Annotated in this window: 10 protein-coding genes; 7 read left to right on the forward strand and 3 right to left on the reverse strand. The window is 51.9% G+C overall.

Features of this window, described 5'->3' with window-relative positions:
* Positions 1–44 precede the first annotated feature (44 nt).
* The 5 genes from thiC to thiE all read left to right on the forward strand — a co-directional run bounded on the left by thiC (position 45) and on the right by thiE (position 4,716).
* The gene (gene thiC, locus ACO0LH_RS08450) at positions 45–1,958 is read left to right on the forward strand and encodes a phosphomethylpyrimidine synthase ThiC (RefSeq protein ID WP_422940631.1); all 1,914 of its coding nucleotides are present in this window, start codon (positions 45–47) and stop codon (positions 1,956–1,958) included.
* Between the two features lie 5 nt (positions 1,959–1,963).
* Positions 1,964–2,161, forward strand: coding sequence for a sulfur carrier protein ThiS (thiS, locus tag ACO0LH_RS08455; RefSeq protein WP_422940632.1), 198 nt, complete (start codon positions 1,964–1,966; stop codon positions 2,159–2,161).
* Positions 2,162–2,441: 280 nt separating this feature from the next.
* The gene (locus tag ACO0LH_RS08460; protein WP_422940633.1) at positions 2,442–3,233 is read left to right on the forward strand and encodes a thiazole synthase; all 792 of its coding nucleotides are present in this window, start codon (positions 2,442–2,444) and stop codon (positions 3,231–3,233) included.
* Positions 3,233–4,051, forward strand: coding sequence for a bifunctional hydroxymethylpyrimidine kinase/phosphomethylpyrimidine kinase (thiD, locus tag ACO0LH_RS08465; RefSeq protein WP_422940634.1), 819 nt, complete (start codon positions 3,233–3,235; stop codon positions 4,049–4,051). Before ACO0LH_RS08460 ends, thiD begins: the two co-directional genes overlap by 1 nt.
* Entirely contained in the window at positions 4,048–4,716 is a 669-nt protein-coding gene (gene thiE, locus ACO0LH_RS08470; protein ID WP_422940635.1) for a thiamine phosphate synthase, read from the forward strand. The genes thiD and thiE overlap by 4 nt, the downstream gene beginning before the upstream one ends.
* A gap of 4 nt (positions 4,717–4,720) precedes the next feature.
* Here the strand turns inward: thiE and ACO0LH_RS08475 are convergent, their stop codons facing one another.
* Together ACO0LH_RS08475 and dapA are read right to left on the reverse strand one after the other, a co-directional pair.
* A complete protein-coding gene (locus ACO0LH_RS08475) occupies positions 4,721–5,491 on the reverse strand; it encodes a hypothetical protein (RefSeq protein ID WP_422940636.1) in 771 nt (256 codons plus the stop codon).
* A 67-nt stretch (positions 5,492–5,558) separates the two neighbouring features.
* Positions 5,559–6,542, reverse strand: a complete 984-nt coding sequence (gene dapA / locus ACO0LH_RS08480; RefSeq protein ID WP_422940637.1) for a 4-hydroxy-tetrahydrodipicolinate synthase — start codon at positions 6,540–6,542, stop codon at positions 5,559–5,561.
* Between the two features lie 353 nt (positions 6,543–6,895).
* On the opposite strand from dapA, the gene ACO0LH_RS08485 reads away from it, so the two are divergent.
* Positions 6,896–9,187 (forward strand): UvrD-helicase domain-containing protein, encoded by a 2,292-nt coding sequence (locus ACO0LH_RS08485; RefSeq protein ID WP_422940638.1) that lies wholly within the window; start codon positions 6,896–6,898, stop codon positions 9,185–9,187.
* A 59-nt stretch (positions 9,188–9,246) separates the two neighbouring features.
* On the opposite strand, the gene coq7 is transcribed toward ACO0LH_RS08485, so the two are convergent.
* The gene (coq7, locus tag ACO0LH_RS08490; protein ID WP_422940639.1) at positions 9,247–9,882 is read right to left on the reverse strand and encodes a 2-polyprenyl-3-methyl-6-methoxy-1,4-benzoquinone monooxygenase; all 636 of its coding nucleotides are present in this window, start codon (positions 9,880–9,882) and stop codon (positions 9,247–9,249) included.
* Positions 9,883–10,245: 363 nt separating this feature from the next.
* Between coq7 and ACO0LH_RS08495 the strand changes: the two genes are divergently transcribed.
* Complete coding sequence (locus tag ACO0LH_RS08495; RefSeq protein WP_422940640.1) at positions 10,246–11,382, forward strand: porin; 1,137 nt, start codon at positions 10,246–10,248, stop codon at positions 11,380–11,382.
* Positions 11,383–11,633 lie beyond the last annotated feature (251 nt).

Raw genomic sequence — 11,633 nt, forward strand, 5'->3', positions numbered from 1 at the left:
AAACTCCTTTGCTGGCTCCATGCCAACAAAGCAAAGGAGCCAAAATGAACGCCAACCCGCAATTCTTGTCCGCTACCGCGACGGTAGACGAGGCAGCCATACAACCACTGCCGAATTCCCGCAAGACCTATATACAGGGCAGCCGCCCCGATATCCGCGTACCCATGCGTGAAATCACACAGTCTGATACACCCGCCATGTTTGGATCGGAAAAAAATCCACCTATCTATGTCTACGATACCTCTGGTCCTTATACTGACCCTGAAGTAAAAATCGATATCCGTTCTGGCCTGGCATCAGTACGTGGTGCCTGGATAACAGAGCGCAATGACACTGAAGAGCTGACTGGCCCAAGCTCTGAGTATGGCATCGCCCGCCTGCACGACCCCAAACTGGCGGAGCTGCGCTTCAACCTGAAACGCCTGCCACGCCGCGCTCTGGCAGGTAAGAATGTCTCGCAAATGCACTATGCGCGCCAGGGCATCATCACGCCGGAAATGGAATTTGTTTCCATACGCGAAAACCTGCGCAGGAAAGAATACCTGGAAAACCTGAAAGCCTCTGGCCCCATGGGTAGCAAACTGGCAGAAGTCATGGGACGGCAGCATCCGGGTCAGTCTTTTGGTGCAGCGATACCTGAAGAGATCACACCAGAATTCGTGCGTTCAGAAATCGCCCGTGGCCGTGCGATTATCCCTGCCAATATCAACCACCCTGAAATCGAGCCTATGATCATAGGCCGTAATTTTCTGGTCAAAATCAATGCCAATATCGGCAATTCGGCAGTGACCTCTTCCATCGGTGAAGAAGTCGAAAAAATGACCTGGGCAATACGCTGGGGTGGCGACAATGTCATGGATCTTTCCACTGGCAAGCACATCCACGAAACCCGCGAATGGATCATCCGCAATTCACCCGTGCCTATCGGTACCGTGCCTATCTATCAGGCACTGGAAAAAGTGAATGGCAAGGCAGAAGACCTGACCTGGGAAATTTTCCGCGACACGCTGATCGAGCAAGCTGAGCAAGGCGTCGATTACTTCACCATCCACGCAGGCGTGCGTCTGCAATATGTGCCGATGACAGCCAAACGCCTGACCGGCATCGTTTCACGCGGTGGTTCCATCATGGCGAAATGGTGCCTGGCGCATCACAAAGAAAGCTTCCTGTACGAGCATTTTGAAGACATTTGCGAAATCATGAAAGCCTATGACGTGTCCTTCAGTCTTGGTGACGGCCTGCGTCCTGGTTCCATCTATGATGCCAATGATGAAGCGCAGTTGGGTGAATTGAAAACCCTGGGTGAACTGACGCAGATCGCCTGGAAGCATGATGTGCAGGTCATGATAGAAGGCCCCGGTCATGTGCCCATGCACCTCATTAAAGAAAACATGGACCTGCAACTGGAACAGTGCCATGAAGCACCTTTCTATACCCTGGGCCCTTTGACGACTGATATCGCCCCCGGCTACGATCACATCACCTCCGGCATCGGTGCTGCACAGATAGGCTGGTATGGCACGGCGATGTTGTGCTATGTGACACCGAAAGAGCATCTGGGTTTGCCCAACAAGGTCGATGTCAAGGACGGCATCATCACTTACAAAATCGCTGCCCACGCTGCCGACTTGGCAAAAGGCCATCCAGGTGCGCAGATACGTGACAATGCCCTGTCTAAGGCGCGCTTTGAATTCCGCTGGGAAGACCAGTTCAACATCGGTCTCGATCCCGACAAGGCACGCGAATTCCATGATGAAACCTTACCTAAAGACTCTGCAAAGGTTGCCCATTTCTGTTCCATGTGCGGCCCGCATTTCTGCTCGATGAAAATCACGCAGGAAGTACGCGACTATGCCAATGCGCAAGGTATCAGCGAGATACAGGCGCTGAAAAAAGGCATGGAAGTCAAAGCGGTTGAATTCATCAAATCCGGTGCAGAAATCTACAAGAAGCAATAGCCATCATGGAGATACAGCTTAATGGAGAAACGCGGCAATTGAGCAGTGCGCTGTTGGCAGATCTGATTGCTGAACTGAATCTGTCGCAGCAGGCGATTGCGGTGGCGGTGAACCGGCAGATTATTCCCAAGTCGCAGTGGGGAGTGCATCAGTTGCGCGAGCAAGATAATGTTGACGTTGTGCGTGCTATTGGTGGCGGTTGAGTTTTTAACCCCTTCCCCTTCAAGGGGAGGGGATATAGTCTTGTAGGTTGGGCTACGTTTCATCAGCCCAACACTCGCATTCAAATAACGTGCATGTTGATTTAAGGCCCGTGTTGGGCTGGTAAAGCGTAGCTTAGCGAGGCCCGGCCCAACCTACGAGGCCAATGGGTTCCCATCTCAACTCGAATTTCTTTAAGGGGGAAGGTCCGCAATTCAATTTGCACGAATATTTCCTTATAGGTACGCAAGTAAAAACAATTTCCCCAATGCGGAGAAAACAATGAACACAGAAAACAACCCAGGCTTAACCATAGCCGGCAAAACCTACCGCTCCCGCCTCCTGGTCGGCAGCGGTAAATACAAAGACCTCGAACAAACCCGGCTGGCAACGGAAGCCAGTGGTGCCGAGATCATTACGGTTGCAATACGCCGCGTGAATATAGGCCAGGACCCGAATGCACCAAGCCTGCTGGACGTCGTACCTCCCAGCAAATACACCATACTACCCAACTCAGCCGGTTGCTATAACGCCGAAGATGCGATCTACACCTTGCGACTGGGGCGTGAATTATTGGCTGGCCACAAGCTGTGCAAGCTGGAAGTACTGGGCGATGAGAAAACCCTGTTTCCGAATATGCCGGAAACCCTGAAAGCCGCTAAAACCCTGGTGCAGGATGGCTTTGACGTCATGGTGTATTGCAGTGACGACCCGATACAGGCGCGCATGCTGGAAGACATAGGCTGTGTCGCGATCATGCCGCTGGCTTCATTGATAGGATCGGGCATGGGTATTTTGAATCCCTGGAATCTGTCGCTGATTATTGATCAGGCCAAGGTGCCGGTACTGGTCGATGCCGGTGTTGGTACAGCGTCTGATGCAGCGATTGCCATGGAGCTTGGTTGCGACGGTGTATTAATGAATACTGCAATTGCCGGTGCCAAAGATCCGGTACGCATGGCGCGTGCCATGGGCCTGGCAGTAGAAGCTGGACGGGAAGCTTTTCTGGCGGGCCGCATGCCGCGCAAGTTTGCGGCTTCCCCATCTTCCCCCATGGCTGGCCGTATTGTTTGATGAAAGCGCTTAAGCGTCCCTGTGTACTGGTGTTTGCCGGGCATGACCCTAGTGGTGGTGCCGGCATACAGGCAGATATTGAAGCCGTTGCCGCGCAGGGCGCGCATGCCTTGCCGGTGATTACGGCATTGACGGTGCAAGACAATGACCATGCTTATGCCGTGCATGCAGTGGATGTGCAAATTATCTTGCAGCAAGCCATGACGCTGGTTGCCAAGATACCGGTCCGGGTTGTCAAACTGGGCATCGTCGCGCACAAGAAAAATGCCACGGCGATAGCGAGTTTCATCCAGAAAATGAAACAGCAGCAGTCTGATGTGCAAGTCATCGTTGACCCGGTACTGGGCAGTGGTCATGGCGATAGTTTGTCGCTTGATGATGCGGTAGTAGCGATTGCGCCTTTATTGAAAGTGGCGACGCTGATCACGCCCAATTTGCCAGAACTGAAACGCCTGTCACCGCAGGGCCATGACATACAGGCGCAAGTGGCAAGCCTGATGCAAAATACAAGCGCTGATGTCTTGCTGAAAGGTGGGCATGCAACAGAAGCACAGGTAAAAAATATCTGGTTCCAGCATGGGCAATGGCAGAGGCCGCAAGAATGGCAGTGGCCGCGCTTACCTGGAGAGTTTCACGGCAGTGGCTGCACGCTGGCATCTGCAATCGCCGGGCAACTGGCAAATGGTGTTGCGCTGGCAGATGCTTTGCAACAAGCACAAAGCTATACCCAGCATAGCCTGCAACAGGCTTATGCGATCGCCGCAGGCCAGCTTATCCCGGCGCGTCAACCCTTATTGAATACGAGAAAAAAATCATGAATTCACCAGACGTTCAAGACGCAGGGAAAAATCCATTACAGGGATTGTATATCGTCACACCTGACTGGGATGATACGGCACAATTGCTGGCCGTTACAGAACAGGCTTTGCTTGGCGGCGCGAACATTGTGCAATACCGCCACAAGACCGCCAGCCCGGCCTTGCGCCGTGAGCAGGCTGAAGCATTGTTGAGCCTGTGCCGCCGTTTTGGCAAACCCTTCATCATCAATGACCATCTGGAGCTGTGTCTGGCACTTGATGCCGATGGCCTGCATGTAGGCGGCACGGATATCTCGGTCGCGCAAGCGCGGGAGAAACTGGGTGCAGGCAAGATACTGGGGGCATCCTGCTATGGCGATCTGGAACTGGCACGCACTGCCGTTCAAGGCGGTGCAAGCTATATTGCCTTCGGCGGTTTCTATCCATCGCGTATCAAGAAATATGCGGTGACGACACCCTCCAGCATCGTTGGTGAGGCCGTTGAAGAATTTGATTCGCCAAACGTGGTCATCGGCGGCATGACACTGGAAAACTGCCAGCCCCTGCTGGCCCAGGGTGCTGACATGGTGGCGGTCATCAGCAGCGTATATATGACAGAACAGCCGCAGCAGGCAGCGCGTGCGTTTTCAGATTTGTTCTCTGCGCGTGATCAGCAATACAGGTAGGGACTCAGGGCTTGATCGTACTACCACTGGCGTCTTTGCTGGTTTCCTTATCAACTGGTGTTGTTGTCGGTTGCTCCAGGGTTTCTACCTTCAATAACTCTGCCGTGGTGAGGATGCCGACACTGACGGCATCATGGCCTTCTATGATTTCGCATTGGCGCGGGTTGACCAAAGTACCTTCGCCGCAGAAGCGGATATTGCCCTTTTTCGCATTCGCGCCCGGGTAATAGAAAAACATCATGTCATTCGCTTTTTTGATATACAAAGCCTGATCCAGCAATTCTTCCGGGAACTTGCCCTGCGTAGCTTTAAGCAGCCATTCGCGCATTTTGGGAATGAGTTCAGTGACTATTTCCCTGGTTTGCTGGTTGTGCGGGCCATGAAAACCCAGGTGAGTTTGCGCGAGATCGTTCCCGGCCAGCATCTGTCTTTCAATGCCTGACATGAAAATGATGGCGCAGGCTGAAAAACAGCTTCCCCTGACGGCGGTATTGATTTTCCTGGCAGTGATCAGGTAAGAAATATTATAGGCTGCATACAGGTCACCGCCCGGACTCTCCGTCAGAACAACATTTTTTACCGGCCCCTCATTCAGATTTTTGCGGAAACGCAAAAAATCTTCGGCTTCAATCTTGCCATACAGGATCAGGGTTTCATTCGACCGCAACATGGTCATGGCAGAAGCCGGCATGGCCTGGCTGAACACGGCGATGCCCAGCGCAGTAAGCATGAACTTGGCGAGGATTGCGGGCAGGCTGGCTAGGCGTAACGTCATAATAGGGCAGATAAGTGACAGTACGCACATTATCGGCTGCTTTGCCAGACTCAGCAATCTCGCTTTTTTATGGAAGACTTTGCAAACGCTCAAGCACCCCCTGCATTTTGTCTTGCATGGCAGCTGTGGCGAGCTGCATGGGCGGTCGCAAGACATTGTGCATGGCATGCGTGCTCGCCAGTACTGCTTTCAAGGGAGCAGGATTGGGTTCTTCAAACAGCGCCTGCATGACAGGCAGCAGGTGATAAAAGATCGTCCTGGCCTCACCCAGTTGCCCGGCCCTGATCTGTTCATGCATGCGCAAGAACAGATCAGGCCGTATATGGGCAGAAGCAATGATGGCACCCGCACCGCCCAGACACAGGGTATTGAACACCTGCTGGTCTTCACCCGCCAGCACCTGTATGTCTGCGTCAATAATCAGTTGCATGGTGGCTTGCTGGTCGCCGCCACAGTCTTTGATAGCGACAATATTGGGATGGCGTGCCAGTTGCTGCAAGCTTGGCAATTCCATATTCACGCCTGTGCGATAAGGGATGTTATACAGCACGATCGGCACTGCCGAGGCATTGGCAATTGTATGAAAATAGTCAATCACACCTGCCTGCGATGGGCGTATGTAGTATGGCGCGGTGACCAGCACGGCAGCGATCTTGCGCTCTGCGATGACGTGTAGTCTGTGCATGACATTTTGCATATTGTTGCTGCACAGGCCCATGATGACTTGTGATGCTGGTACTACTTCCAGCACTGCATCCAGTACTTGCATCTGTTCCTCATGGCTAAGTGACGCGGCTTCGCCAGTCGAGCCGCAAACTACCAGACCCGCAACGCCTGTGGCGATGAGCTGGCTGGCCAGGCTTTTCAGGGCGGGTAAATCAAGCGCTGCATCGCCCGGAGTTCCATGAATATCATGCATCTCATGAGTAAAAGGTGTCACGATAGCGACCCAGATGCCGGAAAAATCGGTGCGTATGCTATGACACGTATTGGTGCTGAGATTGTTGTTGAGATTATCGTTGAAATTACTGCTGCCTGCTGTGACTGTCATGCCTGTTCTCCTGTTAACCGAATAAAACCCGCCGGTGGAGTTGACATGATTTGCAAGGGGGAGAAAACCGTTTTGCCATCCTGTCAGCTCAACTGACGGGACAGCGCGCCCCGGTCAGATGAGCGTCTGTTTCTTTGCCTTGGCCAAGACCTGTCTCAGGGCAGTGCTGCCTTGAGTTTGTTGCTGGTCTTGGAAAATGGCTTGCATGGTTTGCATTTTTGAAATCGAAATATGTTGCAGATGATTATCTGTGTTTTGTCCGCGACTTGTCAAGGCTGGGAAATGCCTGGTGTTACTGGCCGCTGTTTGGCGATCTTCTGTTGCAGCTATCCATAAGCCGTATAATCGCTTCTATGCAAAATTTACTCCATAACTTAAATCCTGAACAACTGGCTGCCGTCACGCTGCCAGCGCAATCTGCGCTGATACTGGCTGGTGCAGGTTCGGGCAAGACGCGGGTGCTGACGACGCGCATCGCCTGGCTGGTGCAGACCGGGCAAGTGTCACCGGGCGGCTTGCTGGCAGTGACATTTACCAACAAGGCCGCGAAAGAAATGCTGATGCGGCTGTCAGCCATGTTGCCTATCAATACACGCGGGATGTGGATAGGTACTTTCCACGGCCTGTGTAACCGCCTGTTGCGCGCCCATCACCGTGATGCAGGTTTGCCACAGACCTTCCAGATTCTGGATTCTGGCGACCAGTTATCTTTCATCAAGCGCCTGCTCAAAGCGAATAATATCGATGATGAGAAATTCCCGCCCAAGACCCTGATGTATTTCATCAATGGGGCGAAAGACCAGGGCATGCGTGCAGCACAGGTGGATGCCTATGATGATTTCAACCGTAAACTGGTTGGCCTCTATGATTTATATGATGCCCAGTGCCAGCGCGAAGGCGTGGTGGATTTTGCCGAATTGTTACTGCGCACCTATGAACTGCTGAGCCGCAACCAGCCGCTGCGCGAACATTACCAGGAACGTTTTCGCCACATTCTCGTCGATGAGTTTCAGGATACTAATGACCTGCAATACAAATGGCTGAAACTGATGGCAGGCGAAGGTACCAAGCGTCCCGGTGCCGTGTTTGCCGTGGGCGATGATGACCAGAGTATCTATGCGTTCCGTGGTGCCAATGTCGGCAATATGTCGGCGTTTGAGCGGGAATTCCAGGTACAGAACTTGATCAAGCTGGAACAGAATTACCGTTCGCATGGCAATATCCTCGACAGCGCGAATGTGCTGATTGCCAATAACAGCAAGCGCCTGGGCAAGAACCTGCGTACGGATGCAGGTCATGGTGAGCCTGTGCGCATCATGGAAGCCAGCAGCGACATACAGGAAGCCAACTGGATCATAGAAGAAGCCAAAAGCCTGATACGTGAAGGTTCATTGCGCAGTGAAATTGCCATCCTGTACCGTTCGAATGCGCAATCACGCGTGATTGAACATGCGCTGTTCACCGCGAATATTCCTTACCGCGTGTATGGCGGCCAGCGCTTTTTTGAACGTGCTGAAATCAAGCATGCCATCGCCTATCTGCAATTGATGGACAACCCGCATAATGATTCTGCCTTTTTGCGTGTGGTGAACTTCCCTACGCGTGGCATCGGTGCGCGTTCGATCGAGCAATTACAGGATGCTGCCAAGCAGCAGAATATGTCGCTGTATGCCGCCGTGCGTCATGTCACCGGCAAGGCCGGTTCTTCACTGGCGTCGTTTGTCAAACTGATAGAAGGCGCACGCTTTGAAACCCAGAATCTACCGTTGCCGGAAATGGTCAGGATCGTGCTAGAAGTCAGCAGCTTGCTGACGCATTACCAGACTGAAAAAGAAGGTGCCGACCGCATAGAAAATCTGGAACAGCTGGTCAATGCTGCCACCCTGTTTGTATCCGAAGAAGGTTTCAACAAAGAAGCCCCGGCTTTTGCCGGCCCGGCCAGCAGTGCCGCAGTCTTGCTGGATAACGGCGACGGCAGTCAGATCATTGATGCTGACGCCGCCTTGCCAACGGTGATGTCTCCCCTGTCGGCCTTTTTGTCACATGCGTCGCTGGAAGCAGGTGACAATCAGGCGCAGGCCGGACAGGATGCCATGCAATTGATGACCGTGCATTCTGCCAAGGGTCTGGAATTTGATGCGGTGTTTATCACCGGTCTCGAAGAAGGTCTGTTCCCGCATGAAAACAGCGCACAGGAAGAAAGCGGCGTGGAAGAAGAACGCCGCCTCATGTATGTGGCAATTACGCGTGCCCGCAAACGCCTGTACCTGAGTTTTTCGCAAACCCGCATGCTGCATGGGCAGACGCGTTACAACATGCGTTCACGCTTTCTGGAAGAGTTGCCTGAAGAAGCATTGAAATGGCTGTCGCCGAAAGTGCAGGCCAGCTGGTTTGGCAACAAGAAATCAGCCTGGGACGAAGCACCGGACGAAGCAGCGAATCAGATTGCCCAAAGCTTCAAGCAAAAGAACCCGGGCCTGGCCTGGCGCATAGGGCAAAGTGTTGCACATGCAAAATTTGGTGAAGGGGTGATTGTCAAAATCGAGGGGGGGAGCGGCGGCGCTAGCCCTAGCGCACACATCAATTTTGGCAAGTTTGGCATGAAGCAACTTGATTTGAGTATTGCCAAGCTGGAGAAAATTTAAACGCGTAATCAGGCGGGCGTAGCGCCTGGCATACCTGCCTGGATTCAAAGACTTCTACCTCAAACAAAATATGCTGTCGTTGTCATCACCTTCCCCATCAACTGCATGGCAAGTTTGACCGGGGCAGGCATGGCCGCCGCACCTAAAGACTGGGCTGCAGCACCATGCGCAATTTCATCCACGCGCATTTGCTCAACGATGGCGCGTGACTTCAGGTCTTGCGCAGGCAGCTTGTCCAGATGACTGGCAAGGTGTGCCTCTACCTGTTTTTCAGTTTCCACCACAAAGCCCAAGCTTGGCGCATCACCGCTTTTGGCGGCCATCAGACCGCAGGCGTAGGCACCGGCATACCACAGTGGATTCAACAGGCTGGTATGTGAATTCAATTCTTTCAGGCGATTGGCCGTCCAGGCCAGGTGGTCTTCTTCTTCTATGCCTGACTCATAAAACTGCTGGCGAATTTTTTCGGTTTTGGCAAATCCGCCTTGCGCGTCATATAGCGCCTGGGCGCAGATTTCACCTACATGATTGACGCGCATCAGGCCGGCACTATGACTTTTTTCCTGTTCCGACATCTCGGCATCAGGTACATCTTGCGCCGGATTGTTGCGTCTTGCACGTGCTTGGCTGCTGACAACGCGCAGGGCGCGGTCAAATCCCAGAATAAAACGATCTAGAGGCAATATGTTCATCATTCTTACACTTATCCTGCGTTAGGGAGGGCGGGTCACTGCATGGCAGATGAATGGAATTATAGGACAGATGTAGAAAGTCGCTCAGAAGCATTGCTGCCAAGTATGATTTGGCACAAGGCTTTCAGAAAGCTTAAGATTTTCATAATGAGAAAGACGATGCTTGTTGCGGTAACACCACATAAAATTTGCTTAAATACGATCGTTCGCAAATTCTCTTTGCCCTAAATCGCGTAATTTGTTTCAATGGAATCTAGCTTCTTAATCTGCTGGTTTCGAAGTCTTGGCAAGACTAAATACAAAAAGCATGACCGTTTGAAAATAGCGGGTCAATGACTACACATTATAATTTTGGAGACTGTTTAAATGAAAAAAACGATACTGGCTTTTGCAGTTTTGAGTGCATTTGCGGCGAATGCTTCCGCGCAATCCTCAGTCGTCATCTACGGTATCATTGATGCTGCGGTGGTAGCGACTACTAACCAGACAGCAACAGGTGGCTCCAAAATATCGATGGATGCAGGTCAGTTATTGACTTCCCGCTGGGGTATCAAGGGTTCTGAAGATCTGGGCGGCGGTTTGAAAGCTAACTTCAATCTCGAAGGCACATTGGCCAATGACACTGGCGCGGCTGGCGCAGGCTTTGGCGGTAACGTTTTTAATCAGAGCGGTAACAATACTTCCCTGTTTGATCGTCTGTCATGGGTGGGTTTGTCCGGTGACTTCGGTGCAGTCACATTGGGTCGTAACAATATTCTGGGTGTGGATTCCGTTGGTCTGGCTGATCCTATCAGTCTGGCACATGCAGGTTCCAATCCTAACGTGATGTTCAGTGCCCTCAATGCTGGTGCATTCTTTGGCGGCTTCGGTACTAACCAGGGCGGTACAGCCTTGCGTCAAAATAATTCCATCAAATACGTTTCACCACTGATGTCTGGTTTCGGCGGCGCATTGATGTATGGCTTCGGTGAAAAAGCAGGCGACAATTCTGCAAGTAGCTACGCAGGTCTGTCTGGCTTCTTTACCGATGGCACTAACGGTGCTGCGATGTCTTACGCCAAAATGAAAGATGTGAACAATTCAGCCACGCTGACAGGCTGGGCTGGCGGTGCGAAATTCAAGGTAGATCCATCCGTAATGTTGCGCGGCACTTATGCCCAAACCACGGTTGACGGCAATATCAAGATTGATGCATTGCCTAGCGCCAACAACCGCAAACTGGCTGTGATCGGTCTCGGTGTTGATTTCTTCATGTCAGATCAAACCACGCTGACTGCTGCTTACTACAACACCAAGCGTTCTGGCGATATCGATGGTAAAGCTGACCAATACATCGCCCTGGCCAAGTATGCATTTAGCAAACGCACAACAGCGTATGCCTCTTTGACGTATGCAAAAGCTGGATCTGTGAATGCACAAGACGTTTCTCTGGCATTGGGCATCATTGGACCTGGTAACAGCTCAGCAATGCGCACTGCAGTGGGTGTTCTGCACGCATTCTGATCATTTGATTTGCACAGTATTTGCAAAGGTCGCCTTTGGGGCGACCTTTGCAGTTTGCTTTTCTGAAGGATAAGTTCTGTTATTTTTTCGTGATTTTGGTTTTATTACCACATGGTAATGTTTCTTTTAGGTACTAAAATTGTTTCTTTGTAGGCAATTTTTGTTGCTTATCTGAGACATTTTTACCCCTTATTCCCTCCAAAAGCCGAATTTGCTTGGCTGTCTAACACCATATTTGGTCAAATACGTTA

It is taken from the genome of Undibacterium sp. TJN19, from assembly GCF_049339485.1.
Classification (GTDB): Bacteria; Pseudomonadota; Gammaproteobacteria; order Burkholderiales; family Burkholderiaceae_D; genus Undibacterium.

Bases quoted from the DNA above. Each gene is read 5' to 3' on its own strand.
- thiC (WP_422940631.1), top strand. From the start codon at position 45: ATGAACGCCAACCCGCAATTCTTGTCCGCTACCGCGACGGTAGACGAG.
- thiS (WP_422940632.1), top strand. From the start codon at position 1,964: ATGGAGATACAGCTTAATGGAGAAACGCGGCAATTGAGCAGTGCGCTG.
- ACO0LH_RS08460 (WP_422940633.1), top strand. From the start codon at position 2,442: ATGAACACAGAAAACAACCCAGGCTTAACCATAGCCGGCAAAACCTAC.
- thiD (WP_422940634.1), top strand. From the start codon at position 3,233: ATGAAAGCGCTTAAGCGTCCCTGTGTACTGGTGTTTGCCGGGCATGAC.
- thiE (WP_422940635.1), top strand. From the start codon at position 4,048: ATGAATTCACCAGACGTTCAAGACGCAGGGAAAAATCCATTACAGGGA.
- ACO0LH_RS08475 (WP_422940636.1), bottom strand. From the start codon at position 5,491: ATGACGTTACGCCTAGCCAGCCTGCCCGCAATCCTCGCCAAGTTCATG.
- dapA (WP_422940637.1), bottom strand. From the start codon at position 6,542: ATGACAGTCACAGCAGGCAGCAGTAATTTCAACGATAATCTCAACAAC.
- ACO0LH_RS08485 (WP_422940638.1), top strand. From the start codon at position 6,896: ATGCAAAATTTACTCCATAACTTAAATCCTGAACAACTGGCTGCCGTC.
- coq7 (WP_422940639.1), bottom strand. From the start codon at position 9,882: ATGATGAACATATTGCCTCTAGATCGTTTTATTCTGGGATTTGACCGC.
- ACO0LH_RS08495 (WP_422940640.1), top strand. From the start codon at position 10,246: ATGAAAAAAACGATACTGGCTTTTGCAGTTTTGAGTGCATTTGCGGCG.